At 60.4% G+C, this 25,037-nt stretch carries 40 protein-coding genes and 2 tRNA genes; 23 read left to right on the top strand and 19 right to left on the bottom strand.

The window, feature by feature from the left end; genetic code table 11:
• The first annotated feature begins 52 nt into the window (after positions 1-52).
• From UP10_RS14510 to UP10_RS14450, 13 genes are all read left to right on the top strand, one after another.
• Positions 53-283, top strand: a complete 231-nt coding sequence (locus UP10_RS14510; protein ID WP_156179951.1) for a hypothetical protein — start codon at positions 53-55, stop codon at positions 281-283.
• Between the two features lie 81 nt (positions 284-364).
• On the top strand, positions 365-700 hold the full coding sequence (locus UP10_RS14505; protein WP_044588011.1) for a hypothetical protein: 336 nt from the start codon (positions 365-367) through the stop codon (positions 698-700).
• A complete protein-coding gene (locus UP10_RS14500) occupies positions 697-1,026 on the top strand; it encodes a PC4/YdbC family ssDNA-binding protein (protein WP_044588010.1) in 330 nt (109 codons plus the stop codon). The genes UP10_RS14505 and UP10_RS14500 overlap by 4 nt, the downstream gene beginning before the upstream one ends.
• Complete coding sequence (locus tag UP10_RS45220; protein ID WP_050043685.1) at positions 1,026-1,439, top strand: hypothetical protein; 414 nt, start codon at positions 1,026-1,028, stop codon at positions 1,437-1,439. The genes UP10_RS14500 and UP10_RS45220 overlap by 1 nt, the downstream gene beginning before the upstream one ends.
• Positions 1,432-2,658, top strand: coding sequence for an AAA family ATPase (locus tag UP10_RS14490; RefSeq protein ID WP_050043684.1), 1,227 nt, complete (start codon positions 1,432-1,434; stop codon positions 2,656-2,658). The genes UP10_RS45220 and UP10_RS14490 overlap by 8 nt, the downstream gene beginning before the upstream one ends.
• 775 nt (positions 2,659-3,433) lie before the next feature.
• Positions 3,434-3,697: a helix-turn-helix domain-containing protein gene (locus UP10_RS14485; protein ID WP_156179948.1), complete on the top strand. Its 264-nt coding sequence runs from the start codon at positions 3,434-3,436 to the stop codon at positions 3,695-3,697.
• 75 nt (positions 3,698-3,772) lie between these two features.
• Positions 3,773-3,955, top strand: coding sequence for a hypothetical protein (locus UP10_RS14480; RefSeq protein WP_044588008.1), 183 nt, complete (start codon positions 3,773-3,775; stop codon positions 3,953-3,955).
• A gap of 7 nt (positions 3,956-3,962) precedes the next feature.
• Complete coding sequence (locus tag UP10_RS14475; protein WP_156179945.1) at positions 3,963-4,628, top strand: hypothetical protein; 666 nt, start codon at positions 3,963-3,965, stop codon at positions 4,626-4,628.
• Entirely contained in the window at positions 4,628-5,068 is a 441-nt protein-coding gene (locus tag UP10_RS14470) for a hypothetical protein (protein ID WP_044588006.1), read from the top strand. Before UP10_RS14475 ends, UP10_RS14470 begins: the two co-directional genes overlap by 1 nt.
• A 4-nt stretch (positions 5,069-5,072) precedes the next feature.
• Positions 5,073-5,354 carry a hypothetical protein gene (locus tag UP10_RS14465; RefSeq protein WP_044588005.1) on the top strand — a complete coding sequence of 94 codons (282 nt, stop codon included), beginning with the start codon at positions 5,073-5,075 and terminating at the stop codon, positions 5,352-5,354.
• A complete protein-coding gene (locus UP10_RS14460) occupies positions 5,354-5,698 on the top strand; it encodes a hypothetical protein (RefSeq protein WP_044588004.1) in 345 nt (114 codons plus the stop codon). The genes UP10_RS14465 and UP10_RS14460 overlap by 1 nt, the downstream gene beginning before the upstream one ends.
• A complete protein-coding gene (locus tag UP10_RS14455) occupies positions 5,695-5,994 on the top strand; it encodes a hypothetical protein (RefSeq protein ID WP_044588003.1) in 300 nt (99 codons plus the stop codon). Before UP10_RS14460 ends, UP10_RS14455 begins: the two co-directional genes overlap by 4 nt.
• A gap of 2 nt (positions 5,995-5,996) precedes the next feature.
• Entirely contained in the window at positions 5,997-6,185 is a 189-nt protein-coding gene (locus tag UP10_RS14450; RefSeq protein ID WP_044588002.1) for a hypothetical protein, read from the top strand.
• 29 nt (positions 6,186-6,214) lie between these two features.
• Here the strand turns inward: UP10_RS14450 and UP10_RS44210 are convergent, their stop codons facing one another.
• The gene (locus UP10_RS44210; RefSeq protein WP_156179942.1) at positions 6,215-6,751 is read right to left on the bottom strand and encodes a hypothetical protein; all 537 of its coding nucleotides are present in this window, start codon (positions 6,749-6,751) and stop codon (positions 6,215-6,217) included.
• Between UP10_RS44210 and UP10_RS14445 the strand changes: the two genes are divergently transcribed.
• On the top strand, positions 6,701-7,840 hold the full coding sequence (locus tag UP10_RS14445; RefSeq protein ID WP_156179939.1) for a hypothetical protein: 1,140 nt from the start codon (positions 6,701-6,703) through the stop codon (positions 7,838-7,840). The genes UP10_RS44210 and UP10_RS14445 overlap by 51 nt on opposite strands.
• 58 nt (positions 7,841-7,898) lie before the next feature.
• On the opposite strand, the gene UP10_RS42075 is transcribed toward UP10_RS14445, so the two are convergent.
• Positions 7,899-8,372 (bottom strand): hypothetical protein, encoded by a 474-nt coding sequence (locus tag UP10_RS42075; protein WP_050043683.1) that lies wholly within the window; start codon positions 8,370-8,372, stop codon positions 7,899-7,901.
• A 604-nt stretch (positions 8,373-8,976) separates the two neighbouring features.
• Between UP10_RS42075 and UP10_RS44205 the strand changes: the two genes are divergently transcribed.
• Entirely contained in the window at positions 8,977-9,285 is a 309-nt protein-coding gene (locus tag UP10_RS44205; RefSeq protein ID WP_156179935.1) for a hypothetical protein, read from the top strand.
• A 125-nt stretch (positions 9,286-9,410) separates the two neighbouring features.
• Positions 9,411-9,827, top strand: a complete 417-nt coding sequence (locus UP10_RS44200; RefSeq protein ID WP_156179932.1) for a hypothetical protein — start codon at positions 9,411-9,413, stop codon at positions 9,825-9,827.
• A gap of 316 nt (positions 9,828-10,143) precedes the next feature.
• Here UP10_RS44200 and UP10_RS14420 read toward each other — a convergent pair whose 3' ends face one another.
• From UP10_RS14420 to UP10_RS43025, 3 genes are all read right to left on the bottom strand, one after another.
• Entirely contained in the window at positions 10,144-10,407 is a 264-nt protein-coding gene (locus UP10_RS14420) for a hypothetical protein (RefSeq protein ID WP_044587997.1), read from the bottom strand.
• A 335-nt stretch (positions 10,408-10,742) separates the two neighbouring features.
• Positions 10,743-11,765 (bottom strand): AlbA family DNA-binding domain-containing protein, encoded by a 1,023-nt coding sequence (locus tag UP10_RS14410; protein ID WP_044587995.1) that lies wholly within the window; start codon positions 11,763-11,765, stop codon positions 10,743-10,745.
• A complete protein-coding gene (locus UP10_RS43025; RefSeq protein ID WP_082077113.1) occupies positions 11,762-11,956 on the bottom strand; it encodes a hypothetical protein in 195 nt (64 codons plus the stop codon). Before UP10_RS43025 ends, UP10_RS14410 begins: the two co-directional genes overlap by 4 nt.
• A 275-nt stretch (positions 11,957-12,231) precedes the next feature.
• Between UP10_RS43025 and UP10_RS14405 the strand changes: the two genes are divergently transcribed.
• Positions 12,232-12,468, top strand: a complete 237-nt coding sequence (locus UP10_RS14405; RefSeq protein WP_044587994.1) for a hypothetical protein — start codon at positions 12,232-12,234, stop codon at positions 12,466-12,468.
• Between the two features lie 511 nt (positions 12,469-12,979).
• Here the strand turns inward: UP10_RS14405 and UP10_RS14400 are convergent.
• From UP10_RS14400 to UP10_RS14370, 7 genes are all read right to left on the bottom strand, one after another.
• Positions 12,980-13,168 (bottom strand): hypothetical protein, encoded by a 189-nt coding sequence (locus UP10_RS14400; RefSeq protein ID WP_044587993.1) that lies wholly within the window; start codon positions 13,166-13,168, stop codon positions 12,980-12,982.
• Positions 13,169-13,770: 602 nt separating this feature from the next.
• Positions 13,771-13,989 carry a hypothetical protein gene (locus UP10_RS14395; protein WP_044587992.1) on the bottom strand — a complete coding sequence of 73 codons (219 nt, stop codon included), beginning with the start codon at positions 13,987-13,989 and terminating at the stop codon, positions 13,771-13,773.
• Between the two features lie 170 nt (positions 13,990-14,159).
• A tRNA-Pro gene (locus tag UP10_RS14390) sits at positions 14,160-14,236 on the bottom strand.
• 89 nt (positions 14,237-14,325) lie between these two features.
• Positions 14,326-14,805 (bottom strand): DUF192 domain-containing protein, encoded by a 480-nt coding sequence (locus tag UP10_RS14385; protein ID WP_044587991.1) that lies wholly within the window; start codon positions 14,803-14,805, stop codon positions 14,326-14,328.
• A gap of 118 nt (positions 14,806-14,923) precedes the next feature.
• Positions 14,924-15,589, bottom strand: coding sequence for a cold-shock protein (locus tag UP10_RS14380; protein WP_044587990.1), 666 nt, complete (start codon positions 15,587-15,589; stop codon positions 14,924-14,926).
• Between the two features lie 200 nt (positions 15,590-15,789).
• Complete coding sequence (locus UP10_RS14375) at positions 15,790-16,506, bottom strand: SIR2 family NAD-dependent protein deacylase (protein ID WP_044588253.1); 717 nt, start codon at positions 16,504-16,506, stop codon at positions 15,790-15,792.
• A 144-nt stretch (positions 16,507-16,650) separates the two neighbouring features.
• Entirely contained in the window at positions 16,651-16,890 is a 240-nt protein-coding gene (locus UP10_RS14370; RefSeq protein ID WP_044587989.1) for a hypothetical protein, read from the bottom strand.
• 171 nt (positions 16,891-17,061) lie between these two features.
• On the opposite strand from UP10_RS14370, the gene UP10_RS45215 reads away from it, so the two are divergent.
• Entirely contained in the window at positions 17,062-17,223 is a 162-nt protein-coding gene (locus tag UP10_RS45215; RefSeq protein WP_197086810.1) for a hypothetical protein, read from the top strand.
• An 84-nt stretch (positions 17,224-17,307) separates the two neighbouring features.
• Here UP10_RS45215 and UP10_RS43020 read toward each other — a convergent pair whose 3' ends face one another.
• From UP10_RS43020 to UP10_RS14360, 3 genes are all read right to left on the bottom strand, one after another.
• Entirely contained in the window at positions 17,308-17,601 is a 294-nt protein-coding gene (locus tag UP10_RS43020) for a hypothetical protein (RefSeq protein WP_082077147.1), read from the bottom strand.
• Between the two features lie 357 nt (positions 17,602-17,958).
• Positions 17,959-18,162 (bottom strand): hypothetical protein, encoded by a 204-nt coding sequence (locus UP10_RS14365; protein ID WP_082077112.1) that lies wholly within the window; start codon positions 18,160-18,162, stop codon positions 17,959-17,961.
• A gap of 233 nt (positions 18,163-18,395) precedes the next feature.
• Complete coding sequence (locus UP10_RS14360) at positions 18,396-18,743, bottom strand: GrlR family regulatory protein (RefSeq protein WP_044587988.1); 348 nt, start codon at positions 18,741-18,743, stop codon at positions 18,396-18,398.
• Between the two features lie 321 nt (positions 18,744-19,064).
• On the opposite strand from UP10_RS14360, the gene UP10_RS14355 reads away from it, so the two are divergent.
• Together UP10_RS14355 and UP10_RS14350 are read left to right on the top strand one after the other, a co-directional pair.
• Entirely contained in the window at positions 19,065-19,517 is a 453-nt protein-coding gene (locus tag UP10_RS14355) for a VOC family protein (protein ID WP_044587987.1), read from the top strand.
• A gap of 388 nt (positions 19,518-19,905) precedes the next feature.
• Positions 19,906-20,550, top strand: coding sequence for a glutathione S-transferase family protein (locus tag UP10_RS14350; protein ID WP_044587986.1), 645 nt, complete (start codon positions 19,906-19,908; stop codon positions 20,548-20,550).
• 17 nt (positions 20,551-20,567) lie between these two features.
• Here the strand turns inward: UP10_RS14350 and UP10_RS14345 are convergent, their stop codons facing one another.
• Positions 20,568-20,813 carry a hypothetical protein gene (locus UP10_RS14345; RefSeq protein WP_044588251.1) on the bottom strand — a complete coding sequence of 82 codons (246 nt, stop codon included), beginning with the start codon at positions 20,811-20,813 and terminating at the stop codon, positions 20,568-20,570.
• Between the two features lie 162 nt (positions 20,814-20,975).
• Positions 20,976-21,233, bottom strand: coding sequence for a PilZ domain-containing protein (locus UP10_RS14340; protein WP_044588250.1), 258 nt, complete (start codon positions 21,231-21,233; stop codon positions 20,976-20,978).
• 237 nt (positions 21,234-21,470) lie between these two features.
• Between UP10_RS14340 and UP10_RS14335 the strand changes: the two genes are divergently transcribed.
• A tRNA-Glu gene (locus tag UP10_RS14335) sits at positions 21,471-21,545 on the top strand.
• A gap of 14 nt (positions 21,546-21,559) precedes the next feature.
• Here UP10_RS14335 and UP10_RS46635 read toward each other — a convergent pair.
• Positions 21,560-21,709: a zinc finger domain-containing protein gene (locus UP10_RS46635; protein WP_197086809.1), complete on the bottom strand. Its 150-nt coding sequence runs from the start codon at positions 21,707-21,709 to the stop codon at positions 21,560-21,562.
• A 35-nt stretch (positions 21,710-21,744) separates the two neighbouring features.
• On the opposite strand from UP10_RS46635, the gene UP10_RS45210 reads away from it, so the two are divergent.
• Both UP10_RS45210 and UP10_RS44185 read left to right on the top strand, forming a co-directional pair.
• Positions 21,745-21,957, top strand: coding sequence for a hypothetical protein (locus UP10_RS45210; RefSeq protein WP_044587985.1), 213 nt, complete (start codon positions 21,745-21,747; stop codon positions 21,955-21,957).
• A 384-nt stretch (positions 21,958-22,341) separates the two neighbouring features.
• A complete protein-coding gene (locus tag UP10_RS44185; protein WP_156179921.1) occupies positions 22,342-22,482 on the top strand; it encodes a hypothetical protein in 141 nt (46 codons plus the stop codon).
• Between the two features lie 1,367 nt (positions 22,483-23,849).
• Here the strand turns inward: UP10_RS44185 and UP10_RS44180 are convergent.
• A complete protein-coding gene (locus UP10_RS44180; protein ID WP_156179918.1) occupies positions 23,850-24,002 on the bottom strand; it encodes a hypothetical protein in 153 nt (50 codons plus the stop codon).
• Between the last annotated feature and the right edge of the window lie 1,035 nt (positions 24,003-25,037).

Below are 25,037 nucleotides of genomic sequence, written 5' to 3'. Positions count from 1 at the left end.
CGCGGCCAGCGCGGCACAACTGCGGCCATCTTAACCGATGGAGACCGCGCAGATGCGCCAGCTCACCGACGACGAAATCAAAATCCTTCAGCGCATCGAGAAGCTGCCGGACAGCGCGGCTGTTACGTTGAAGACTTGCGCGCTTATGACTGGAGTTTCGGAGCGCACATGGCGCCGTAATCCGCCGGTTCCGACGTTCCCTCTCAGCGCCAGCAAGGCCGGCAAGAAGGGCGCCAACCTCGGCGCCGTTCGCCAGCACGCCCGCGGCGAACACGCCGCATAGCAGAACGCCGCCCATCCCCGGCCAGGGAGAGCGGCGCTTTTTGCATTTCCCTTTGCGATCACCACCACAGAGATCACGGACATGGACATATCACCCGAGAGTCCGGCTTGCAAACCCACACCAGTGCGGAAGCGGCTGCAAAACCGCCGAGCCTGCGAAACCTTCGCATTTCAGCACCAGGGCGCCGACTTCACCATGTCGACCGGCTGCTATCCGGACGGCACGATAGGCGAAATATTCATCAACGCCGCCCACGCAAACAGCGCGCTCGATGCCCTCGCATCCGACGCCGCAATCGCTCTTTCGTTCGCCCTGCAGCACGGCGCCGACCTGCCGACCATGAAGCTTGCAATGAAGCGCAACAGCCAGGGCGAGCCATCATCGCCGATCGGCGCGGCGCTCGATCGGTTGCCATGACCGACAAGCCGACATTGGCCGAGCCGGTGACCATCGGCAAAATGTGGAAATCGCCGCGCGATCGAAAGCGGACGATCGTCTTCGCGATCAAGCAATATGAGGGACACACGTTCCTCGATTGCCGGCTGTTTGACACCAACACGGAAGGACAAAGCGTCCCCACCACCAAGGGGGTGACTATCGGCATGGCGCAGCTAACGGAATTTGCTGCGAATGTAGGCAAATCAATCGCCAAAGCTCGGGAGCTAGGCCTCATCAAGCCTGGGCCTAAATTAAATACCGATGAGGAATTTAATTCTAGGCCATCCCACGGGGGCGGCGAGTGATGGGCCTCATCGAACTTGTTCGCCCCGCGCCGCTGCCGATCGAGATCGAGCCGAGGCCTTGCGAGCGTTGCGGCCGTACGATCGATCAGCACGATTGCCGCGACGACGGCGATGGACTGCTGTTCTTTTGCTGGAGCGATGGCGACATCGTGACGCTTTGGGAGATGGCTGATAGCCGCGACCGTTGGAGACATACCGGGGAAGTGCCACCGCCTGCCAGCGTTCGCAATTCGGATATTGGGGGGAAGGCACCCGACCGAGCGCCCATCTGCCGCCCCGCGGATTCAACTGTCGCCGCATTCCGGATGGTCGCCGATGCGGGCAGCGTCGACCGCATCAAGGCATGGCTTGGCCAGCGTCCTAAAGATGCGCCTTACCTCATCTCAATTCTGGAGCGCCAGGACCATGCTTAAGCGCGCAGACGTCGAGGCTTTGAGGCGCGAGTTTGACCCGCGCGACGACCAACCGCCGACCGATATTATTCCGCTGCCCGGCGGGCCCGAAGACTACGGCCTGCCAGCGGATGACGAGCGCGATCCTGACGCGGTTTTCGCAATCCATCCGGCGCCGCCTCAAGGGCTGAGCCTGATCACGCCGCGGGACTGGCCGAACGAGCCACCGCCGGACGTCGACTGGCTGGCCCATCACAGGATCCCGCGCGGTGACGTGACCACCCTGCACGGTGACGGTGGCGCAGGAAAGACCGACATTGCCCTGCAGCTAGCCGAGGCGTGCGCCGGCAAAAAGCTTTACTGGCTCGGTCGCGAGGTGGCTCCCGGACCGGTGGTAATCCTCAGCGCCGAGGAGCCCGAACGCGAACTGCGCCGCCGTATCTGGCTGCACGGTCGCCGGGATGGTTTTGATCCCGCCAAGCTCGTCGACCTGCACCTGTGGTTTCCGGATGAGGTCGCCGCCGCCTCGTTTGCCACGCCAGCTCGACCAACCGGGCTCATGACTGAAAGCGAACTGTTCAAGGCGACGATCCAGGCGATCAAGGAAATCGCCCCGGTACTGGTCATTGTGGATAACGTGGCAGCCACGTTCACCGGCAACCAGAACGACCGCGTCATGGTGCGCAGCTACGTGAACCTCTGGCGGTCGATCGCCCGCCTGCCCAGCCTGCCGGCGGTGCTGTTGCTCGACCATCCGAGCCTGTCCGGCCTGACGAACGGCAACGGCCGCGGCGGCAACATGGATTGGCGCAACGCCGTCCGCTCGGCCCTGTATCTCAAATTGCCCGACGACAAGGCGGAGGCTGACCGCGGGGTCCGCATCCTCGAGGTCCAGAAATCGAATTACGGGCCCACCGGCGAGCCGGTGCGGCTTCAGTGGGGTGACGGAGGCCTGGCGCTGGAGAAGCCCTCCAGCTCGCTCGCAAGAGTCGCCGAGGACGCAAAGGTTGATGACCTATTCCTCCGGCTGCTCGACAAGATCACGGCCCAGGGCCGAGAAGTGCGGTCGACCTTCGGTTCAGGCTACGCGCCGGCCGAGTTCGAGGACGATCCGGAAGCCAAGGCTTCGAGCGTTCGGGCGAAGGCTTTCAGGGTCGCGATGGCGCGCCTGTTCGAGGCCGGCAAGATTGTCAGCGTCCAAGGCAAGCGCTCGAAGCACATCGAGAGGGCCGCCGCATGAGCCTTACAAACACCCCTACAAACACCCTGCAGGCGCCTACAAACACCCATGCAGACACCCATGCAGACACCCCCACAAACGCCGCAAACACCCTGCGCACACATCCCCCCATACCCCCCTATCCGCTTGCTCCGCTCGCGGCAGCACGAGCAGTGCTCGCCTCACGCACTCAAACACGGCTGCGCTGTCGCTCCGCTCGCGTTCGATTGCTCGACCTCGACCATTCCCCATCGACCGTCGGAACAGCTAGCACGCGCAAGTGCCAACTAAGTCCTCACTGTATTGAAGCAGTCCACCTGCGCTCACATGCGCGCGAGAGCGGCTTCGAACGAGGGGTGATTGGCGGCGGAAAAGACCTCATCAATCATGAGTGTGAGATAACTTCCCAGAATCGCCGAAGTCGAAATCCACGCGACATCAAACGGCTAAGCGGTCATGTGCGATCACTAGTTATCAGCGGCAGCAGTCTAGACCACTGCAGCAACACGTTTGATAACTATCGTAACAACAATGGCTTATTGGCAATAGACCGTCATTTCCCGGCAGGTGGGAATGACATGGGAAGATTCTACCCGGCGAAACGGGTGAACGCTCGAAATGCATGGGGATTGCAGCACGAAAGACCGGGTGGGGGTGGGTGGGGGCCGGAACCTGGCGCTGGCCGGATAATCGACATCCGGCGAAGCTTTCGCGGCCTTCTGCGGAGAACCTGTTGCAGAAGCGCCACTGAAATTTTGGCGGCGCGGCCCGGTCAAAAAATCTTCGGGTGGTCGCGATGACCGGCCGGCTGATCCGATCGGCGGCGGACTGGGCTGCGGTTTTTCGGGACCGGATTTCGGAACTCGGGCTGTCGCATCTCGAAGTGGATCACATCGCGGGTCTGCCCGACGGCTACACCAACAAGATCGTCAACGCGAAGAAGCGCCCAGGCGCGCGAACGATCGAGCGGTATTGCGACGCCCTCGCGATAGCCATCAGGCCTGAGGTCGACGCCGAGCGCGAGACGATCATGCGCGATCAGTGGAATTCGCGCAGATAGCGCACTTAAGTGCGTTGCTGTGGATAGCACCGATAGCAATGATACGTGCGAGAGGAAATCACCATGCGTCGACGAATGGAAAAACTCATCGGCCTGCGCCTCGCTGATCCGGCCTTCAGCATGATCGAGGAGATGGCGATTGCTGACACGCGAACAACTGCTTCAATGGCTCGGCGGCTCCTCCTCGAGCGGCTCGCCGAAATTGCCGTCCAGCGCCAACTCGCCGCCGATAATTCGGCCGGCGCCGCCGCAGCGTGAGAGCCTCATGACCAAGATAGTAGCCGCCCTACGTTCATCTCCGGACGAGCTTTTGCAGAGTGCCCTTGAGGCCAAGACGCAAGCCGAGGCCAAGGTGCGTGCGCTGGGAGAGCAGCGCGCGGTGAAGCTCCTGGAGATCGATGGCGTCGAGGAGATCGCCGCGCTCGACAAGCAGATCGCCGCGGCCGCCGCGGCTGTTGGCATCCATGCCGACCGGATCACGGCGTTTCGCGGCGAGGTGCGGCGCCAGCAGCAGCAAGCCGCCGATCGCGACAGCGCCGAGCGGGTAGCTGCCACCGAGACGGCACTTTGCGAACGAGATGCCACGGCCGTAAAGCTGGAGACCGCGATCGTCGACATGGGGCGGCTCTATTTCGAACTGATCGATCAGAACCTCGCGATTTCCCGCATGTGGAGAATGTCCGCCGCCGCGTTGCGTACGGGCCTGCTCGGCGAGGCTTTGATCGCTCGCGAAACCTCACAGGCGATGTTTGCCGCTGGCCGCCCGCGCAATGGCGTCAGCAGACTGCCTGCGCCCGGCAATGTCGGCCTCGGGATCACCGGTGACACCAACACCGGCACCTTGGCCGAACGTATCGCCACGGCGTCGAGCGATTTGCTCGAGATGATCCGCGGCGTCCCTTCAACCCTTCCTGACGATGAGGCGGCCTGATGACCGAACCAGTCGGCGCAACCGATCTCTTGCCTCCGCAACTGACACCTGAGGCGGCGACGGCGCGGATATCGGAATTGAAAGCTGATCCGAAATTCACCGAGCGCTATCTCAACGGCGAGATGACGGCACGGGATGAATTCACACGCCTGCACACAGTAGTCGGCAAGGGTCCGCCGAACAACGATGCCCTACATCGCGCATCGCAGCTCGATGCGCTGAAGAAATATGCCGACCTCGACGACAAGGCCTGGGCACAGGTCGAGCGGAACGGACCGGTCCATCCGCATGAGCGCGATTGGGCGCTGCGCACCAGAGAGCAGCTTATGCGCGATCGTGCATGGGTCACAAAGTACCTCGATGGCTCGCGCGAGGAAGCGTCACTGATGACTCGCATTTCCCTGATCCTGTCTTCACCCGTCCAAACCGAAGGAGCCTGAAGCTATGGCCGACGAACCGATCCCCTCATCGACTTTCGACGATGCCGACAACCACGCAATCATTGCCGCTGGGCGCAATCCGAGTTCGCTGAGCGCGGTCTTTGAGGCCACCTTCCGCAAGAGTGGTGACATCAACACGGCCGCGCAGGCCGAATTCGAGGCGGTCTTCGGCGTCAACGCGAAGCGCGACCACAAGGGCAACCCGATCGAAGTCGGCAAGGGCAGCAAGGTCCAGCAGACGAGCCAGCACCGCACCGCGCTCCAGAAGGCTGAAGGGAGGGTGTGATGGCCGATACCGCAAACTCGGAAGGCCTCGTGTTCAATCTCGGGCGCGATGCGAACCATCCGCGGTGCAAGGTCACCGGCCGCCCCTATGAAGTCGGTTCAGGCGCGCTGCCGCACGAACAGCAGACCGCCAATTTCGTGCGCGAACGCGGCCGGCTGGCTGACATGCCGAAGGATGGCGAGGTCTGCGCGCAGACCGGCCGGCTCTTCGAAACCGGATCGGGCTGCCTGCCCAAGGCGGCACAGACCCGGACTTTCCTGAGCGAACTTTCACCTGACGACAAAACTCAGCGCAAGGCAGCCTTCGACGCCCTGGTCGCTGCGGAGCCTGCGGGGAAAGCGTGACCAATCCAGAAGAGCAGGAAGACGGCCTTCCGTCGTGCTTTGTCGAATTGCTGAAGGAGGAATATCGCCGCCTTCGCAACAAGCACATGCGGTACATCTTCCGTTATCTGCTCTCGAAATATCCGAAGGATCTCCTGCGTTCATGGTGGAGGGTGGATGGCTGTATGCCATGGGCGGCAACGCAGTTCGCGTTCCGCGCATATCAGCGTGGTGCCAAGCCGAGCGACTTCAGTCTCTACAAGGGGCCTCCGCACAAGACGCAATTGAAGGTCATCGCTGGCGGCAAGGCAGCTTAGCAATGGGAACAATTATCCAGTTTCCAAACCGCCACCGCGCTGCGCAAACCGCCGCATCGGACCTAACAGCTGACTTCGAAGAGATGAAGCGGCAGCGCGCCGATATGTTCAAACGCGAGATGCCGCCAATCTTCAACCCGATGCCCGGTGTCCGCGCGATTGCTGATCTCTTCACCGGCGAGAATGACTGATGCCGAATATCGCCCAGCTAGATGCGCCGTCAAACTTGGGCCTGACGCCAAGCGATCGCGGCATCGAGGCGGCGACACAGGCCGCGCGCAGCGTCCACGCATCGTATGCGGAAGCCGGCGAGGCCATCGCGGAAACTGGCCGCCGCGCTGGCAGCGCCCTTCAAGCGGCTGGCGACGTTGGTTTGAAGTCGATCGAGCACCAGGAGATCAGCAACGGCGCGGCCGCTGCAGCGCAGACCTTTGCCGGGCTCGATCAGAGCTGGAACAACACGATCGCCAAGGCCGATCCGAAGGATACGACGGTTGCGCAGAAGTTCAAGGATGATGTGCTGGCGCCGACGCTCGACCAATTGCGATCGGGCTTCCTGACGGAAGGCGGACAGCAATACGCGGAAAGCCAGATCGACAAAATCCGCGATCACTTCTTCATCAAGACTTCCGCGGATATAGCGGCCCGCGCTGGCGAGGCGGTCAAGCAAAACGTCGTCACGACGACCAACTCGCTTTCGAATGCCGTGCTGCAGGACCCGTCCAGCCTGCAGACGTCGCTCGACCTGCTGCGGCATTCCGTCGCCGCCAACGTCGACAGCAGCCCGAACCTGTCCGGCATGGATCGCGCGAACATTACCAGCGCCGTGCTTGCCGATTCGGAGCGGACCTTGGTGCGCGCAGCCGCGTTCGGCGCGATCTCGCAGAATCCGGAAGCCGGCTATAAGGAATTCAGCTCGCCGAAATATGCGCAGTACCTCAGCGCATCAGACCTGAAGACGCTTGAGCAGCAGCAGCGTGCCGTCGTTCGTGCTGAACATGTCGACCAGGCATATCAGCGAACGCAGCGACAACAGCAGAAACAGGATGCCTCAGATCAGCGCGAGGGCGAATATATCGCCAAACTGCATAGCGATGATCCGCAACAGCAGCAAAGCGTCAACGCGAAGTCGATTGCCAACGACTTCACTCTGACCCGTGAAGCGCGCGAGCGCATGATCGGAATCGTCGAGCGTACCGCGAGCAAGGAAAACAGCGCTACAGATCCGGCCACGCGGAATCGCCTGCTCGATGGCATGTTGTCGGCGGATAAGCCAACGAAGATGCAGGATATTCTGCAGGCTCAGATCGACAATAAATTGAGCAACAAGGATGCCACGATTCTCAAAGAGATGATCGGCAGCGGGAGAGGTAGTACCCTCAGCGATCCCGTATTCACGGGCGTGATGGGTGCAGCCAAGCAACAGATTGAGCAATCGCTGGAGGGCGCTGAAAACTACGGCAAGTTCTTTTATGGCTTTGTGCGAGATTACCAGAAGCAGGCTGTCGCGGGTACGTTGCAGCCGAACGCGCTCGACCTGCGCGATGAGAAGTCGCTGATCTCGCAATATGTGAAGCAGTATCAGCCGTCGAACGCGGATAAAATTCGCTACTACATGTTCAAGAACCTCGGCACCGATCCGAGCACGGTTGATTTCTCGCAGGTGGTTCCGCGCGCGGTTGGCGACATGTCGCCCGGGGGCGGCTCAGCTCCAGCTCGTCCTGCGCGCGTCACCACCAAGGACCAATATGACGAGCTCCCGGTCGGCACGCACTACATCGGCAAGGACGGCCAGACCTATGAGAAGCGGAGTTCTCAGCCATCTGCGGCGCCGGTCTCGCGATGATGGAAATCGCCAAGGCCGGCAACGCGATGGCGAGGGCGAGCAGATGAAGGGCTCTAAGCTAGTCGCACCAGACGACGACCCCTTTGCCAGGCTCGATCGTCGATTTGCACCGAGGACATGTCCACGAAAAGCCCTCATCGCGTTTGGACGTATATTGAATTATCGATATATGCTCGTTCTCGAAGCAATTTGCACATGCCCAATGCGGTGGTTCGCTTCCGCGTTCTTCCTTCTTAAGAACGTAAGCGAACGAAGAGTACCCCACGTTCTTAAGCTCGTAGCGCTCCTTGCGAGTGTGCCATGCTTTAAAATCAGCCATTTCTTTTTCAAGCTGGCCTATGCGCTGCAGCAGCGAAAAGCGCTCCTCTTGTGCCGCAAATACAGCATTATTGGCGTCGAGCAATTTGGACTGGAATTCGAGAAGCTTGCCTTGGAAGGCTGCGGCATCCCTCAGGCCTACCATCGACTCGCCGATATCCTTCGCCGCCTTGAAGGCAGACACCGCGGCTGCGATTGCTGAAATATCCGGCATCAATGTTCCCCTGAGACGGATCATTGATTCCGCAACCGCAGGGCGAGCGCAAGCCGTCAGCCGTCTCCTTTATTGGACATATTGCGAAATCCCCGCGGCATCCGTGGCACCTCGCCGTCGCCCGGCTTGTTGCAGGCGGGGCATGGCGCACCGGCACCGCCGCAGGTGCAGGCGTGAGGCCCGGTCCATGGCTGGTCCTGGTGGTTCTCGCAAACCCAGCCGGTGTCCTCGCAGCAGATGCAGCGGACGGTCACGAGAACAGCCATTGTGCGGCGTAGAAAACGCCATAGCCAATTGCAATGGTCCAGCCGATCATGGCCGTCGCACTTAACAGTATCCACGCAATCCTGACCACATAGGCTCCTTCGCGCGGCTTCCCCCTCAAAAACCTCCCAGATCCGTGAAACTTGAAGGTGGGGCCGCCCGTAAGTTCGGAAAGCGGACGGCCCCTGCCGGCCACTTCCAATTGCCCCCTGCCATTCAACAGGAGCGATAGCCGACACCTCAATTACGGGGTGTCGGCCCGATTGGTTTCGGGATGTTTCTAATTTGGTGCACTGCGCAATGCGGCAATGGAGTGCCTGGGTTACGCCAGCGACCTCATTTGCTGGAACAGTTCTTTGACCTCGGTCAGCCGCAGCTTCGCACCCTTGGGCATGTGCTCCAGAAGCGCATGCCGAGCACCAGCCGCGATCTCATCGCGACGGTGGACATCCTGTTCGGCGTGATAGGCCTGCATGTCGGCGAGAAACTGCCGTGCTGCCGCGGGCGGGATCTCGAGGGGCTTTCTCCGGATGGCCATGTCGAGGAGATGGGTATTTCGGGCGGGTTTTACGAATCCGGTGACCCAAGAACCATGACGGCAAGGGCGTACAGTGGGTTGGCGAGGCCAGCCCGGCTAGGTGGCGGCTAACCGATTCCGTATGAGCCTTAACTGTTCGTTCCTGTTCCCATTTGTTCTTCATTCGTTCTACGAAACCGCATTCAATGGTCGAATGGGGATTGCAATGGAGTTCCAAGTGCTAGATAAACTTCCATATGGTCATCAGGATTCGCACAGCACCCTATCGGGATATCCGTACTGATCTTAAGGATCGGCTGCGGACGGCCGTGGTCGGCCGGGACGGCCATCTGGCGAAGGCCAAAGAGTTCGATGGCGAAATTGATCTGCTGACGAAATTGCTTGATCAGGAGGAGCGGCGATTCGGCCAAAAGCCTGACGTTGAGACGAGCGCTGCGAGCGAAAAACCGCCTCTCGGAGATTTTCTTCTTAAAAAGCTGGAACATAGCGAAGCGACAAAGGACGATCTGAAGGTCTTTGCGGAACACGCTGGCTATTTCCCAGACGGGACCAGTGCTGGACGGTCAATTCATTCCACTCTTCTGAATCTGGTTCGTTCGGGAAAAGTGACCACAGTAGCTGAGGGAATTTATACCCTGGCTGAAGGCCCATAAAAGTTTAGGCCCCGGAGTCTACCCGGGGCCCTAAACGGTAGGATGTTCGCGAACTTCCTGCTGAACCTGCTCGGTACACCCCGGGTAAGGGTGCAACGGCCCGGTCCACCCCGGGCATCTGTTGCGGTAGGCTACCGGCGGCGCATCTAACGATGCGTCGCCGCTCGTATTTGTAATTATAGTTCCTGATGTTCCGTTTGTCGAGAGTCAGCTTTCGTATGTCTCTGCCAGTAGCCGGTGAAGTCCACCGACTTGCCGCGCTTCAAGGCCAGAGCAGCAAATCCGGTTCATCTGATCTCCGTTCGAGACGCGGCCATCAGGCGAACAGGTCCGCGCCGGCGGGGGTGAACTTCACGAAGGTTCCGCTCTCGTGATACTCGAGCCAGCCGTGCGAGATCGCGAATTGCAGGCCAGCCCAATATTCCGCCGCGGTCGCCTTATCGCCGAACAACATCTTGCCGTTGATGACCTCGATGTAGATCCGGCCATCCTGGATCAGCTCGAAGGCGTTGGCATGCTCCAGCAATCGGCGCGCTGCTTTTTCCGGATCGGCATAGGGGCGGGTTTCGGCGTATTTCATGCGTCTGTTCCCATTTTTGGGGGATCGAAATTCGGCCTGACGTCAGCGCCACGCTTGCCGCAGGCGCGACAAATGAAGCGTGGCTCGACGTCCGAAAGCCTCACGTCGTCCGTCCAGCGATCGGCCATCAGCGCAATCGAGTGGCTACAGCTAAAGTCGGCGCAATAGACCAGTACGCCAAGGACACCCATCGAGCGCATCTCGCCGAATGTGATTTTCTGAGGCCGCATGGCCTATGAAAACAGCGACAGCCCTCGTGCGCAAATTATCAATCCCTTGCGGCTTGGAACGGCGGGGGCCACTTCTCGTGGTGGGCGGCGGAGACGGGCGTGGAGTCACACCTTTTGATCGTCGCAAAAAAGGGCGAACAACTCAGCCTTCCCTATACTAAATTCGAACTTTTGCGCCGGAGCGTTTTCGGCGCCAATCATGCCCGACACATTGATCGGAATGTCAGACGTATCCCCCATTTGAGAAGTCGGAGCCATGCGGAACAACCGTTCGCCATTCGGCGATCGAGCAAACTGGATCGCCAAAGGCAGGAGCTTTTCGCCAGTGCCGCGGAAATCGAGGCCGGTGATAATTTGCGCAATCGCCATCTCGTCTTCGACGTGAACAATCGTGTCACGAGAACCAAAGAAACCGGACTTCCTCCCAGATCGGCGAGCCACAATTCCGGGAATCCCTTCAACGACGTCCCACGTTTGCTGATCGAGCCGAGCATAGGGAGCAATCAGGGGCACCTTTCCTTCATTCTGAATGATCAACATTGCACGAATTGAAAACTTTAGATCTCCAGTTGAGAAGGTCGTCTGAATTCCAAACTTTGCCTTAAAAGCTGCCTCGCGCGGCGCGAGCATAAGCTCACGAATTTCTTGATGGTAAAGAACGCGGGTGCCATCGCTGCCCCTTCGGAAGTACCTCTGCTCCATTAGGTCCATGTGGGGACGAAGCTCAGAGGGCGGGACGTAAATCAACAAGTATCCGCGATCGCTGCCTTGGGAACTCAACAGCGGCTCTATCCGAATGGCAGTGTTCTGAGGAGAGAGCAGATCCGCAAGACTGGCTCTAATCAGGCTGCTGCAGCGTTGTAGATTTTCGATTGGCTGCTTCTGATGCGCGCTGTCAACGCCGTTCAAGTTCTTGGTGGCCACTCCGATAATCAACAGGCCACCTTCAGCGTTTGAAAAGCCCGATATCGCTTTCGCAATGAGTTTTCGGTCGTCGCGCGTTAGGCGATCGTTGACAGGTAACGTTTTGAACTCAAGGTGCAGGGATTCCTCACGTCCATCGGCAACCAACTCCTCAATGCCCACTTCACCCGCAGCCAGGAGGCATTCAAATAACGAAAGGTTCATTTTTTCTTCAGCCCGAGCTCGACCAGCCGGCGGATGGCAGTCGCCAACGCGGGATGATCCTGCTGCTTCTTGGCCCAAGCTTTGATTTCAGCCTGAAATTGTTCCGGCATTCGAACACCAACCAACGGTGCCTTGCCCGTCGCCGGGCGACCGCGCGTCTTTTTAGGATTATCCTTTATTGACTTCTTCATGAATTTAGGATTATCACAAAAGCAAGCCGAGGGGAAGGGTTCAGTCTTCCACCCCGGCTCTAACCCGAGCCAAAAAGGACTGGTCTCCAAATGACCCAAGCTGATTGCGTGCTTAGCACGCCACGGACGGTTTCGCCCTTATTTCAAGGGAGCGAAGCATGATATCGAACAACATCCTTGCATTTCCCGGCAACCGAAAAAGCGTCCCCGATCGAGATCCCGACCAGTACAAATGTCGCAGTTCAGGGCGTCCATACCGCCGCAGGGGGCCAAACATGCAGACGCTTCTATTCCGCAGTCGCGCCCTGATCTTGTCTTCAAGCCAAGCCGATCTGGTTAGGGACGTTTGCTGCGACGTCGCAAAGGCCCAAACCAAGCTAAGGTTGATCCAAGAAAAATTGGAGACTGTGCGGGAGATGGCGGCCGCCGAAATCGAGGAGCTATCTGCTGCGGATGTTAAGCTTGCAGCGGCAATCAATGTCGCCCTCGTGATGACCGAGGGTCAGCGATGAAGCGCCGGCGGCGATACCGGAAGCGTAACCGGCAACGGCTGGTCTCACATTCAAGGCGGCTGAGGCGGTAGCTTATCCACAGCCCCGCCGGTGCAACGTCTTGGCATCGGCGGGGCGCCCAGGATCATGTGAAGAGAGAGATAGTTCGATGGGAAGCAAGAAGGCTGCGAAATTGGATCCGGCAGCTGAGAGGCGAAGGGTTCGAAGGTACGCAAATCATCTCGGGCTCATGTTGCGAGGTAGCGCCGGCGCATTCAAGTTGGTGGAGCGGTACGGCAAGAAAGAAGAGCTTGGCACTTATCGTTCCGTCGCCACACTTGAGCGTCGGATCAAGTGGTACGGCGAGCAAATAACCAATGGTGAACGATCCTACTGAAGCGAGCCCACCGGATCCTGTGCACGGGTGCGCAGCAAGACCATGTCGACGCTCACGCATCCCAAGAATCGGCCCTGTGGGTATGCTGTGGATATGCTGCGGACAACGAGGGCGCGAGCTTCGGTCCGCGCCACATTAGTCATTGGTGATTTCCGGCCAGCGCTCGTCGATGCCGAGCTTTCGGCGCTGTTCCCCGACCCAATTCACAGCATCCTGCCTACTGGCGAGCCCCGTCATGGTGGCATCATTGCCATCGCCACCGTGGACGTCGACCGCAAAGGTGCCGTCGCCGGCTTCAAAGATCTCGTACTGAGGTTCGCTCATCCCGGGAATATGCGCCCCGAATCGATCGGTTCCTACCCCCCATCATGGCCGACCGTGCGCTGGGGCCGACCGGCCAGCACTTTGCAGCCCGTAACTCCCGGACTCACCAGCGGCCTCGCCAGAGTCATGGCGGGTGCGTCTACGGGCTTGGACGGCCGAGATGGTGACGTTGGATGCGACGATCTGCCGTTTAAGTGTACTCCTGCGGCCCACAACTGAGGCCTCGGACCGCCCGAGCTCGTGAGCGACAAGGCGCCACGTCAATCCACTTGCGCGGAGCTTAAGTAGTCTCCGTTCGTCCTCGCATGTCCATGGTTTCTGCATTGGTCCCCCCGTGTGGATCAGTAGGCTTTTTGTTCGACAGGTCATTTGTAATTGAGTCGACTTGCGAGCGGTGCTCGGGAAAACTACGGGCTGGATGAGAAGAGCATCCCTCGGCGCCATGACCGCGAATCCGCGCGAGGGTCTGATCCGCGCCATGACGGGAGCAACCGGTGCGGCGTTGCTGGCGATCGGCACAAGACATCGTCAATCCGTACCCACACTAGCGCCCTTGCCAGAGTCATGGAGGGGCCTTCTAGCGGGTTGCGTTACAGCTGAGGTCAGCCGTTCGTTCGTCGCGGCAAGTGGTAGGTGAATGGATCGGAGGGGCCGCCCTTGCCGGTTCGGACTAGTCTGCCTTTGGCAACGAGCTTGCGACAGGTCGGGTTGATGCGCTGCTGCGCAGCCTTGCAGGGGCCAAAGAGCAATTCCGCCAGTTCAAGCTCTGTGCGGCCTTGCTGTGCTCGTATCTCGCGAATGATCTCATCTGCGACGGTCATCGTTCACCCGGTCGAAGGAGCGGCTGCGCACGCAATTGGATCTCGGCGTCATCCGTCGTAGCGAACCCTGCCCGCCCGTAAAAATATTTTTTTGGTTTCCCATGGTCTTCCCAATGCGAATCTCTGGGAAGATTTGGCCTTGAACAATGCAGCTAAGTATTTGATTTAATTGGTCGGGGCAGCTGGATTCGAACCAACGACCTGCAGTACCCAAAACTGCCGCGCTACCAGGCTGCGCTATACCCCGAGGTTTCCGAGAAGCCATGTCGATACACGCATAAACCGGCCTCAGCAAGGCGCCGGTTCTGGCCTTTTCTTGGCGTTTTCAACCAAAAATTAGTGCCCGCTGAACAGGGGATGCCCGACCCGGTCGCCGGGCTGGATGCCGTATTTCTGCGCGGTCCCCGCCACCACCTCGAGGACGCCCTTGGCCAGTCCCCGCGACGGGATGATCCTGGTCGACAGCGGCTCGGTGCTTTCGGCGATCCGCAGGATGCGCCCGTCGGCGCGGATGAAGATCATGTCGAGCGAGACATAGGTGTTCTTCATCCACATCGACACCTCCTGCTCCGGCGAGAAGTCGAACAGCATGCCTTTGCCGTCCGCCAGCTCCTTCCGGTACATCAGGCCGGTTTCCTTCTCCTGCTCCGTGGTCGCGATCTCCACCGAGAACACGTGAACGCCTGACTTGGTGACGATCTCGAGCGGCTGGAAGGATGCGGCCTGCGCAGCGGGGCCTGCCAGTGCGCCGAACATGATGACGAGCGAGGCCATCAGCCACGGGCGAAGCCGCCCAACGAGCGAAGAGAAATTCATGCAGAGATACTCACGCCGGAGACAATTTCCGGCGGACCCTAACCCGACGATTGCGGCAAATGCCAGAGCCTTGCGGTGCAGCCAACGGCTCACGTTTCCGTCAGGGCGGCCAATTGGTTTAGTGCGACGACAGCGCCGACGGACCGCTCTCCGGGTGGATTTCGGCAGCCATCATGCCCTTGGAGCCGGGCCCGAAGCGCACCAGCACAAATTGGCCGGGTCGCAGCTCGGTCATGCCGAAGCGGCGCAGCGTTTCCATATGGACGAAGACGTCAGGCGTCCCCTCGCCGCAAGTCAGGAAGCCGAAGCCGCGCAGCCGGTTGAACCATTTGACCTGCGCGCGCTCGAGCCCGCTGGTCGCGGTGACCGTGACATGGGTCCGCGGCGGCAGCATCTGCGCCGGATGGATCGCAGTCGACTCGTCCATTGAGACGATGCGGAAGGCCTGGTAGCCCTTCGCGCGCTGCACGCACTCGACGACGAGGCGCGCACCCTCATAGGCGGTCTGATAACCGTCGCGCCGCAGCACGGTCACGTGCAGCAGCACGTCCGGCCAGCCATTGTCAGGGACGATGAAGCCGTAGCCCTTCGAGGCGTCGAACCATTTGATGATGCCGGAGATTTCAACGAGATTGGCCGCGGCATCGCCGAGGCCGGAGAAGGCGTCCATCGCTGGATCGCGCGGCGCGCCGCTCGCATATTCGCCAGGTCCAAGTCTGCCTTGTCCTGACGCGCCCGCCGGCGGTCCGCCGAGCTTCTTGGACTCAAATCCGTCCGACCCCATGACCCCGGACCCCACACATCAATGGTAATTTGCCGTCGTTCCGGCGAAGCTTGAACACGCCGCTCACCATGACCAACTCACGATAACGCCGCGCGAATCTCTCGACTCAAAAGATAACACTCCCGCCTGCGGCGCATAGCTAAAAAACGAATCTGCCGGGAACTATGAACAGGCTTGCGCGTCAGCGAATCAAATAGGCATCAATTGCCTACGAACGGACCGAGCGTCTCGCCGATGTCGTGGCGGATCACCAGGTCGGCAATGTCGTCCTGGTCGGTCGGCTCGTTGTTGATGATCACGAGCCGCGCGCCGCAGTTCTTCGCCACCATCGGAAAGCCTGCGGCCGGCCACACCACCAGCGACGATCCGATCGCCAGAAACAGATCGCAATGCTGGGTGAGTTCCGTTGCGCGGCGCATTGCATCTTCGGGCATCGCCTGGCCGAACGAGATCGTCGCGGTCTTGACCGGATCGCCGCAGTCCGCGCAGTCAGGCGCGCTGCCGCTTCCGTCGAAGCGCCGCTTCACCCACGACAGCTCGTACGCCTTGGCGCAACCGATGCAGCGCGCATAGGTCGTGTTGCCATGAAGTTCGATCACGTCATCGTCCCTGAAGCCCGAGGCCTGATGCAGATTGTCTATGTTCTGGGTGATGATGCCGGGAACCTTGCCGGCGCGATAGAGCGAAGCCAGCGCGCGATGCCCTCGACCGGGCTGAGCCGCCGCAAAGGTCGGTTCCATCGCGAAGCGGCGACGCCACGACTCGTCGCGCGCCTCCTGGCTGGCGACAAACTCGTCGAACGGGATCGGCCGGTTGCGGGTCCAGAGCCCGCCCGGCGAACGGAAGTCGGGAATGCCGCACTCGGTGGAGATGCCGGCTCCGGAAAAGGGAACGATCGAGGACGCCTCGGCGATCATGTTGCCGAGTTGCTCGACGCCGCTGCCGAGATCTTTTGCAACTACGCCTTTTGCGATCACGTGTTTTGCAATCACTGGACATTGTCCGGTTGGCCGCGCCAACCATAGCACGGCTCAACCTACTGCGGGACCGATGCGCGGCGGTCAGGCCGCCTTGGCGACCTGCTCCTTCGGCGTCTCAGCCTCGTCGCTCTTCCTGACCTTGGCAATCGGTGCCGCCGCCGGCAGCTTCTTCACCGGCCTTGCATATTGCGAGAGCTTGAGAAGCTCGGCTTCGAGCTCCGCCTGGCGTGCCGCAACTTTCTCATAAAGCTTTTCGGTCGCCTGATCGCGCAGGCTTGCGAGTTCTTCGATGCTCAGTGCGTCCAGATCGATCTTTGCCATCGCGGCCTCCGGTTTTTCTTTTGGCTAGCGGGAAGCTGAGCGACCGACAAGGCGGCGTACGCCTTATCCACCGCCTTCGCTTCATCACAATCCTGCAACGTCCATTCCGCATTCACGCCCAAATCGCCCGCGCCTATTCGCATCAGGATAGGACCACAAGCAGGATGGGCAATGACCGAGAAGGAAGACAGCCTCGTGCAGGAGCGCGAAGAGATCGCCGCGCGTATCGCCAGCTTCAAGGCGACGCAGGACAGATTTCAGCGCGAGCGCCAGGAATATTACGCCAGCACCCTCGGCGGGGCCTGGAGCGGATTTCAGCGGGAGACCGCTTGAGGCGTGACGATGTCCGTTGCGCTGCCGGCGCACGTCAGCCGCGCTATTGAAAAGCCCGGAGTGGTGCGCTCCGGGCTTTCCTCATTACCAGTGACGGTAATAATAGTGGTGCCGATAATACGGACCGCCGTAGTAAGCGTACGGTCCCGGGCCGTAGTAGCGCGGACCATACGCGTACCCCGGATAGTAGCCCCGCCCGTAATAGGGTCCGTAGCCATATCCGTAAGGGCCGTAGGCGCCTGCGACGCCGGCCGCAATCGCGCCAGCCGCCAGACCGAAGCCCAAAGCGGGACCAATACCGCGTGCCTGCGCTGGCGCGCTCAGCGTGGTTGCGCCAACTGCCGCCACCGTCGCCACAACTGCCAATGTCTTTCTCATGCACATCCTCCTCGCATCGTTCGGCATGTCAACGCGAGTTCGGGGCGATGGTTTCAGATTGGCCCCGTCGGTCCATCTCACGAACCGTGGATCATCGGATGTCGGACCGCGCGTTGTCGTCAGGTTCCTCAGCCATGCGATTGCGCAGAGCTACCATCAGTTTGCGCCGGAACAGAAAGACAACCTGCGGGTTTAAGCTCGCGGGAAAGCGAGGTTGGCGTCATGCCAGCGTGGATGGAACTTGTGCTCAATGTGGTGGCGTTTGCCGGCTTCATCGGCATCGCAACGTATCACAAGCACCCGAATGGGAAACTGCCGGACTGAGCCGGTCGCAGCCGTCGATTGGCGTTGCCCCCATCAGTTCGCTTTGTGCGGGTCGCCCGCGGTACGAACCAACCTATCCGCCTTCACCAGCACGTGGTCGTTTTCCGGCTGCGGCCGGAGCCAAAAGCTGATCGCGACAAAGGCAGCACAGAACAGCAGCCCCACCACCATCACGCGTCGGTGGGTCGGTCTGTCCGCATTGTGAAACGAAGGCATCATGGCTGTCACCGCAGCCATCGGTAACGCAACCACAGGTCGGTGCAACGCAATCCTGCGCTTAACCTAACTGAACAAGGTTATCGCCGATGCGGAAACGCTTCAGCGCGTGCCGCCGCCAAAGTCTTCCACCGCCTTATCCAGAGCTTGTCCGCAGCAAATCCACCGGCGCGCCAAACGAATTTACCAAGCGGCTTCGTGATCTTGCTGCGCACAAATCCACAGGCCACATGTGTTCGGCACGTTCAGGCGGATCACGCCTCGGCCAGCCGTTTCAGGGTGGCCCGGAAGCTCAGGCTGCGGGTTCCCACCAGCGCGGTGCCGAACGCATCCGCGCCGCCCTCCCAGAACGTACCCGAAAAGCCGCTATTGACCTCCTGCCCGCCGGACAGCGGCCGGACGAATGGATCCGGAAACGGCGTGTGCTGGTTGGTGCGGAGATGTCCCTTCCAGGTCCCGTCCCCGACCGTGTAGGCGCCGATCGACCAGAAATGCGGACCGCCGCCAACCAGGAGGCCATCCCGCAGGATCAGAATGCCGCTGTCCCGGCCCCTCACACCATCGGTCATGTGCATGTGAAGCGAGTAAAGTCCGTTCTTCATCACTCTCGTCGCCCGTCTCCCGTTGCAGCATTATGGCGCGAACCGGGGCGGTTCGCGAGCGGGACGCGTTGCGGCGATTTTGCGCAACTGGCGTGGCATCCGGTCCGGAGCCGTCCCCGACGGCCATTCCACCCGAATCCATTTACAAAACATTAAGAGCGCGCTGACACGCCGATGCACAGCCAGATCGACCAGGGTCCATGACCGGACCGGCATTGCAGAAGCGCTGCGACACCCTGCCATGACACGCCGTTTGCTGCTATTGAGTGCCGCGAACCGCTCGACCAAACCGTCCCCAGAAACTCCAGGGAGCCAACAACCATGCGTTATCTCCACACCATGCTGCGCGTCCGCAACCTCGACGCCGCGATCAAGTTCTATCAGGACGCGCTGGGGCTGCAGGAAGTGCGCCGCATCGACAACGACAAGGCCCGCTTCACGCTGGTATTTCTCTGCGCACCCGAAGATTTCCATTTACTCAAGTCGGTGCCGCAGACCCGCGGCGCGCCGCTGGTCGAACTCACCTACAATTGGGACGAGGAGAAGTACGGCGAGGACCGCTATTTCGGCCACCTCGCCTACGAGGTCGACGACATCTACGCGACCTGCGACAGACTGATGAAGATGGGCGTCACCATCAACCGCCCGCCGCGCGACGGCAACATGGCGTTCGTCCGCTCGCCCGACCTGCATTCGATCGAGCTCTTGCAGAAGGGCGATCCGAAGCCGCCGGCGGAGCCGTGGACCTCGATGCCGAACACCGGCCACTGGTGAGCCGAACGAATTCCTCCGCCGTTTCGAGCCTGGATTGACGCCTTGTATCCGCGGGATAGCCGCTACGGATCCAGATTAGGAACATGAAGCGGCCCACGACGTTGCTCTTCCATCAAGGAGGAGACGACAATGGGAAGAGGACTTTTGCTTTGGCTGTTGGGTGTGCCGATCCCGGTGATCATCCTGTTGTGGCTGTTCTTCGGCCGCTGAATCCAGTTCACGCGCAGCGCGCCGGCAACGGACTTAAATGCTGCAACCGACTGAGATGCGAGAGGCCCTGCCGTGACGCGGCGGGGCCTCTTTTTTGCACTCCGGACAATTCATGCCGCGCTTTTCCTCGAGCACTCCGCTAAGACCATCGACAAACAGCAACAGCGGGAGAGAACGCGTGACTGATCGCAACCAGCAACTGACGATCTGGGGCCGGGCCAATTCGGTCAATGTGCAGAAAGTGCTCTGGTGCCTGGCTGAACTCGACCTGCCCTTTCAGCGCGTCGACGCCGGCATGCAGTTCGGCAAGAACGATCAGCCCGACTATCTCGCGATGAATCCGAATGGCCGCGTGCCGACACTGGTCGACGGTGACTACGTGCTGTGGGAATCCAATTCGGTGATGCGCTATCTCTGCATGGCCTATGGCGAGCGCGCGCCGATCTATCCGCAATCGCCGAAGGCGCGCGCCGCGATCGACCGCTGGCTCGACTGGACGCTGTCGATGTTACAGCCGGTCGACCGCCCGGTGTTCTGGGCCTTGGTGCGCACGCCGCCCGAAAAACGCGACATGGTGCAGATCCAGAAGGACGCCGATGCCGCAGCGATCGTGTGGCGCGTTATCGAGTGCCAACTCGCAACCCGCCGCTTCATCGAGGACGATCAGTTCACCGTCGCCGACATTGCAATCGGCGCCTATGCGCGGCGCTGGCTCGGCGTCGAAGGCGTCAGCAAGCCGAAGCTGCCTAATCTGGAGCGCTGGTTCAACGAGATCGCACAGCGGCCCGGATTCGTCCGCTTCATTGCACCGCCGATGTCGTGACTTGCTGAGGAGGCGCGTCAGCGCCCGGCGGACGCTCCGGCGCCCACGCTGATGCTGCCGCCAAGCTTCACGCAGGTGTCGGAGCCCTCGACCTTGACGTAGCCCGGTCCATACGACGCGCAGGAATTGCTTCGCGCCGTGGCCTTCGACGGCAGCGTCTTGCCGGCATCGGTCGGTGTCTGAAGATTCCAGCGGTTGCCTTGCTGGGCGAACGCAACAGCCGGCAGCAAGGCGACGATGATGGCGAAGGATGTTGTCCGCATCAGGCCTTTTATCGCGCGTGGCCCCAAGAGGCTAGCTCAAGACGCTAGCTCGCGAAGCGGCTAGAGCCGTTTCCGTTCCGATGGAATCGGAACGGGGTTCTAGATTCTTGTTTTGACGCGTTCTCTTTGCGCGAACCGGTACCCACTTCGCTCGAAAACGCTCTACCTCACGAATTTGACGCCGCAGGTCTTGCCGCGACGCCAGACCACTTCGCAGGCCCGGCCGCTGCGGGTGTCGCGCGATAATGCCAGCCGCAGCTTGGCCGGCAGCGTGTTGTTGTCCGCGACAGTGATCTTGGCGCCTGACGGAGAGATATCCTCGACCATGCAGGGGCGCGCAGCAAATCCGCCATCCAGCGTGATCCAGCCGGATTGGCGCAGCGATTTGCGCGCTTCGCGCTTCTTGGTCCCTAAAGCCATCACATCGTCCCCAAGGCTCAGCCCTACCGCCGGTGGCTTTACAAAGGGTTGCGAAATCATCCGGGATTAGAGCGATTCTGGGATTGTGGCGGCGGCTGCGCCAAGCCGGGAAAAGGCCCTCCAGAGCGCTTGCCGGCCCGGCCAATCGCCACTATACGTTCGCTCGTCGCGGTCGTTGAACGGCTGTGGCCGGTCCGGCGCATCTCACGGGTAACGTATTGATCTGCCGGGAGTTTTGCTCCCTTCGTCTATCGGTTAGGACGCCACCCTTTCACGGTGGAGAGAGCGGTTCGATTCCGCTAGGGAGCGCCAATTATTTCAATGGCTTATCCCGTCCCTCCGGCAGCGTGTCCAACGTGCATCCCATATACGGGCATGGACTGACGCCGTTGGTTGACGGGGCCGATCGGTGGACAGCGGGGACAAAAATGGCTGCTCGATTGCGCATGCCGTAGTTCGACGATCGGATTGCTCACGACCCGTCGGCTTTCACCCACTTTGGAGTTCCGACATGCTCATTCGCCCTCGTGATATATCAGACCGAATGTCTAACGGGCAGCAGCTGGAGATCCTTACGTTGCCCTTGGCCGCTGCTCGCTGCAAAGCCCGCGAAATTATCCACGAGGCGCCGCAGAGCGGCTTCACCGCAGTCATTGAGAAATGGCGGCAACTCCCGGACGGTCAGATTGAGTTTGCGGTCCGGCATTTTCCCGCTGCCGATTGAGGCAGCCTATCGCTGCCAGGCCGTTCGGTCACAATCGACGCCAGCCGTCAGACGGCTCCGCCGTGACTCTCGCGAGGCCGCTGGTGCGGGTCCGGATTTCCCGCTGTCATGTGCCGGTCGACGGCCGCCAAGCGCCTGGGCACCAGCCCACAACGCAGAAACCCACCGAGGTTGAGGTCGGCGGGTTCCGCACTCTCGCGGGGGCTTGGGAGCTGTCCACGATTGAGCAATGCGTAGCAATCCGCGATTAAAAATTTATTGAGAATGGGGCACCTATCGCAAACCAGATTGCGGAGACCCCGCCCGTGCGCACCCGTGTTCACAGGCGGGAGCACACGGTGAACAGAGTTCCTGATAACCGGTCATCAACGAACGGAGAATATGATGACCGTCATGGAAGAACGGCCCACGATGGAGGCGATCCTGCGCAAGCTTCGCGAGACCCAAGCGAAGGAGCCGAAACGCGTCCCAGACCACAAGCCGCGCCCCATCCCCGAAGAAGTTTTGCGCATTATCAGCGAATAATGGGCGGCGCCTCGGTCCGTGTCCAAGCGGTCACCCCAAAAGGTACGGCCCCAGTCTTTGGGAACCGAGGCCGCGCGCTTGGAGTGTCGGGGTTGGGGGCACTAACACTCCGCGCTCATTAAATCCGAAGTTGCCACGCGCCAGCGTGAACCACTTCACATCTGCTTGGCAATGCATTCGCTAATTTCATATCACTGGGATTTCAGGGCCCCAGTTTTGAAACAGGCCTCAGCCATCGCCGTTCAGCATTAGGCAATTTTCGGCGACTGAGAGTGTTCTTCTGCCTGACCAATTGCGGGTCACGCCATGTCAAACCACCGCGTACCAGCACCTGGCTGGATGACGGAGCTTCTAACCGAGGTTTTGGAAAGTTATAGCATTGATGAAATCCAGCAATTGATGGCGGAGATTGAGCGGGAGTTAGCGACGCGGCCGCGGACAGCCTGCGGGCTCTTCATGTCAGGTGCAGACGGAGCCACTCGGCCCTTGGCCGCGAACGACGACTGAGAGTGCATGGAGGCGGCGCCTCAGTTGGCAGCCCTTACCGCCGCCAGATGGGCCCTGCCGTGACTCTGGCGAGCCCCTGGTGCATCGGCAGCTTTCGACGCGAGCGGTTATTGGGGCCGTCCGGAGGTAAAACGGACGGCCCCTGCCGGCCACTTCCAATTGCCCCCTGCCATTCAACAGGAGCGATAGCCGACAGACTAGAAACGTAAGCGGGACTGTCCTGGTTCAGCGAGCAACGCGGCCATTCGTTTTTAATTGACCTGTTTGGGTCATGGCCCAACCCGGCGGAAGCGCGACAATCCAGTTCAATTCCTTGGGAGGTTTCTCATGAAAGGGGCGTTATTGCTGCCCTTTACTTCGCTGACCAACAATACGCCCAAGGCAAGTACACCTACGCTCTGCAGCGCATGGTGAGCCAAATGAGGCATTCGTTTGGAGTTTGAGGCCGCCTCAGTTGCGCCCGCTCCCGAAGCTCATTTAAAGGCCCCGCCATGACTCTGACGAGGCCGCTGATGCGGGTCCGGATCGGCGGCTGTCTTGGTGCCGATCGACAGCGCCAACGGGCCGCTGGCCCGCTGGAAGTGAGAGTTCCCACGAAACAGACGACGAAACCATTTTGCGGGAAGCACGAAATGTGCGTGCAACGCGCCGCAGCTAGCGTTCCTTAACTAAAGAGGGGAACGTCATGTTGAAGTTCATTTTGGACAAGTTCTATCAGCACTGGCTTTGTAGTTACCTCGGTGCCATGCCGAGGCCGGGGGCGCGATCATGATCGAGGCATTTGCCGCCCTTCTCGTGTTCTTGAGCATTAGCGTTTTCCTCGCCCACGCTGTCGACGCTGTTCGTACCAGTCGGCACCGCTAACCAAATAGGGGACAGCCGATGATTGCGATCACACAACAGACCGCGGCCAGTTTTCGGGTTTCAAGCCTGACGATCGTAGTGATCTTCAGCTCGTCGGCCTGTCGCTTTCGCTCGCGCTTGCGCGATACGGGGTCGATCGCGACCGGCATGTAGATCCTGGCACGGTCGCTCGACTCGTAGGGCTGCCCTGAGCCGGCTATCGTTTCCTGAATTCCGCGCGTGGGGCCTCATATCCAAGCCAAGCCGCCAGGCGTCGAACGTCGCCCCCTCCCCAAGGCGGTTTCTGCAAACGGATTAACGCGGGTAAACGGAGTTCCGAAGAACTGCCTGAATTAATTATGTCAAACGCCGGGCATAAAGTAGCCTCAGCCATCGCCGCACAGCCTTGGGCAATCTTCGGCGACCGGGAGTCCTTGCTGCTTCCGACTGACCAATTGCGGGTCACGCCATGTCAACCGAACCTATGATACAGCCTGACGAATTAAGGGCCCATCTGAACGAAACCCTGGAGAGCTTCAGCACGGAAGAAATCCGCCAACTTATGGCGGAGATTGAGCGGGAGTTAGCGACGCGGCCGCGGACAGCCTGCGGGCTCTTCATGTCAGGTGCAGACGGAGCCACTCGGCCCTCGGCCGCGAACGACGACTGAGAGTGCATGGAGGCCGCCTCGGTCGGCGGCGTGCCGGTGGGCGCCAGAATGTCCGCCATGTCTCTGAGGGGGCCCAACGGTGCTGGTGGTTGTGATCGGGCTGGCCTTACTTCACGCTAACAAAGCCGAGGTCGCTGATCCAGCAGGTGGCCCGACTTGGCGACCCGATGCTTAGCAAGCGGTGTTCGTTCCGGCCGAAGAACGACTTGGTAGCACCATCAGCATTCATGGACTCATAATCAGGCTGCCTTTTGACGAGCATGGCGCGACGAAGACCAATCGCGACCTCGGTTCGGCCGAGCGCCTTCCCTATCTCCCTTGGATGAAGTTCGGTGGTCCACACCATTAAAAGCCGCGCGTCGTCACCGGGAGACCATCGTCTGAATCGTTGGCTTGCCAAAAGGATGCACCTCCGGTGGGCAGACTGGCTCCAGCACCGGGGCTGGCGAGCGCTGGAGCCGTCTGTGGGTATGTCGCTAGCCCGCGGCTAAGCAACATTTCCACTTCTAGTTGATCACATGCAGCCATGGCTGGC

The sequence above is a fragment of the Bradyrhizobium sp. LTSPM299 genome (assembly GCF_000938235.1).
GTDB lineage: Bacteria > Pseudomonadota > Alphaproteobacteria > Rhizobiales > Xanthobacteraceae > Bradyrhizobium.
Note: the sequence above shows the minus strand (reverse complement) of the source record. Positions and strands in the feature narration are given on the sequence as shown.

Bases quoted from the DNA above. Each gene is read 5' to 3' on its own strand.
- UP10_RS14510 (WP_156179951.1), top strand. From the start codon at position 53: ATGCGCCAGCTCACCGACGACGAAATCAAAATCCTTCAGCGCATCGAG.
- UP10_RS14505 (WP_044588011.1), top strand. From the start codon at position 365: ATGGACATATCACCCGAGAGTCCGGCTTGCAAACCCACACCAGTGCGG.
- UP10_RS14500 (WP_044588010.1), top strand. From the start codon at position 697: ATGACCGACAAGCCGACATTGGCCGAGCCGGTGACCATCGGCAAAATG.
- UP10_RS45220 (WP_050043685.1), top strand. From the start codon at position 1,026: ATGGGCCTCATCGAACTTGTTCGCCCCGCGCCGCTGCCGATCGAGATC.
- UP10_RS14490 (WP_050043684.1), top strand. From the start codon at position 1,432: ATGCTTAAGCGCGCAGACGTCGAGGCTTTGAGGCGCGAGTTTGACCCG.
- UP10_RS14485 (WP_156179948.1), top strand. From the start codon at position 3,434: ATGACCGGCCGGCTGATCCGATCGGCGGCGGACTGGGCTGCGGTTTTT.
- UP10_RS14480 (WP_044588008.1), top strand. From the start codon at position 3,773: ATGGAAAAACTCATCGGCCTGCGCCTCGCTGATCCGGCCTTCAGCATG.
- UP10_RS14475 (WP_156179945.1), top strand. From the start codon at position 3,963: ATGACCAAGATAGTAGCCGCCCTACGTTCATCTCCGGACGAGCTTTTG.
- UP10_RS14470 (WP_044588006.1), top strand. From the start codon at position 4,628: ATGACCGAACCAGTCGGCGCAACCGATCTCTTGCCTCCGCAACTGACA.
- UP10_RS14465 (WP_044588005.1), top strand. From the start codon at position 5,073: ATGGCCGACGAACCGATCCCCTCATCGACTTTCGACGATGCCGACAAC.
- UP10_RS14460 (WP_044588004.1), top strand. From the start codon at position 5,354: ATGGCCGATACCGCAAACTCGGAAGGCCTCGTGTTCAATCTCGGGCGC.
- UP10_RS14450 (WP_044588002.1), top strand. From the start codon at position 5,997: ATGGGAACAATTATCCAGTTTCCAAACCGCCACCGCGCTGCGCAAACC.
- UP10_RS44210 (WP_156179942.1), bottom strand. From the start codon at position 6,751: ATGCCGCAGCAGGTCGAGCGACGTCTGCAGGCTGGACGGGTCCTGCAG.
- UP10_RS42075 (WP_050043683.1), bottom strand. From the start codon at position 8,372: ATGCCGGATATTTCAGCAATCGCAGCCGCGGTGTCTGCCTTCAAGGCG.
- UP10_RS44200 (WP_156179932.1), top strand. From the start codon at position 9,411: ATGGTCATCAGGATTCGCACAGCACCCTATCGGGATATCCGTACTGAT.
- UP10_RS14420 (WP_044587997.1), bottom strand. From the start codon at position 10,407: ATGAAATACGCCGAAACCCGCCCCTATGCCGATCCGGAAAAAGCAGCG.
- UP10_RS14410 (WP_044587995.1), bottom strand. From the start codon at position 11,765: ATGAACCTTTCGTTATTTGAATGCCTCCTGGCTGCGGGTGAAGTGGGC.
- UP10_RS43025 (WP_082077113.1), bottom strand. From the start codon at position 11,956: ATGAAGAAGTCAATAAAGGATAATCCTAAAAAGACGCGCGGTCGCCCG.
- UP10_RS14405 (WP_044587994.1), top strand. From the start codon at position 12,232: ATGCAGACGCTTCTATTCCGCAGTCGCGCCCTGATCTTGTCTTCAAGC.
- UP10_RS14400 (WP_044587993.1), bottom strand. From the start codon at position 13,168: ATGAGCGAACCTCAGTACGAGATCTTTGAAGCCGGCGACGGCACCTTT.
- UP10_RS14395 (WP_044587992.1), bottom strand. From the start codon at position 13,989: ATGACCGTCGCAGATGAGATCATTCGCGAGATACGAGCACAGCAAGGC.
- UP10_RS14385 (WP_044587991.1), bottom strand. From the start codon at position 14,805: ATGAATTTCTCTTCGCTCGTTGGGCGGCTTCGCCCGTGGCTGATGGCC.
- UP10_RS14380 (WP_044587990.1), bottom strand. From the start codon at position 15,589: ATGGGGTCGGACGGATTTGAGTCCAAGAAGCTCGGCGGACCGCCGGCG.
- UP10_RS14375 (WP_044588253.1), bottom strand. From the start codon at position 16,506: ATGATCGCCGAGGCGTCCTCGATCGTTCCCTTTTCCGGAGCCGGCATC.
- UP10_RS14370 (WP_044587989.1), bottom strand. From the start codon at position 16,890: ATGGCAAAGATCGATCTGGACGCACTGAGCATCGAAGAACTCGCAAGC.
- UP10_RS45215 (WP_197086810.1), top strand. From the start codon at position 17,062: ATGACCGAGAAGGAAGACAGCCTCGTGCAGGAGCGCGAAGAGATCGCC.
- UP10_RS43020 (WP_082077147.1), bottom strand. From the start codon at position 17,601: ATGAGAAAGACATTGGCAGTTGTGGCGACGGTGGCGGCAGTTGGCGCA.
- UP10_RS14365 (WP_082077112.1), bottom strand. From the start codon at position 18,162: ATGGCTGCGGTGACAGCCATGATGCCTTCGTTTCACAATGCGGACAGA.
- UP10_RS14360 (WP_044587988.1), bottom strand. From the start codon at position 18,743: ATGAAGAACGGACTTTACTCGCTTCACATGCACATGACCGATGGTGTG.
- UP10_RS14355 (WP_044587987.1), top strand. From the start codon at position 19,065: ATGCGTTATCTCCACACCATGCTGCGCGTCCGCAACCTCGACGCCGCG.
- UP10_RS14345 (WP_044588251.1), bottom strand. From the start codon at position 20,813: ATGCGGACAACATCCTTCGCCATCATCGTCGCCTTGCTGCCGGCTGTT.
- UP10_RS14340 (WP_044588250.1), bottom strand. From the start codon at position 21,233: ATGGCTTTAGGGACCAAGAAGCGCGAAGCGCGCAAATCGCTGCGCCAA.
- UP10_RS45210 (WP_044587985.1), top strand. From the start codon at position 21,745: ATGCTCATTCGCCCTCGTGATATATCAGACCGAATGTCTAACGGGCAG.
- UP10_RS44185 (WP_156179921.1), top strand. From the start codon at position 22,342: ATGACCGTCATGGAAGAACGGCCCACGATGGAGGCGATCCTGCGCAAG.
- UP10_RS44180 (WP_156179918.1), bottom strand. From the start codon at position 24,002: ATGCCGGTCGCGATCGACCCCGTATCGCGCAAGCGCGAGCGAAAGCGA.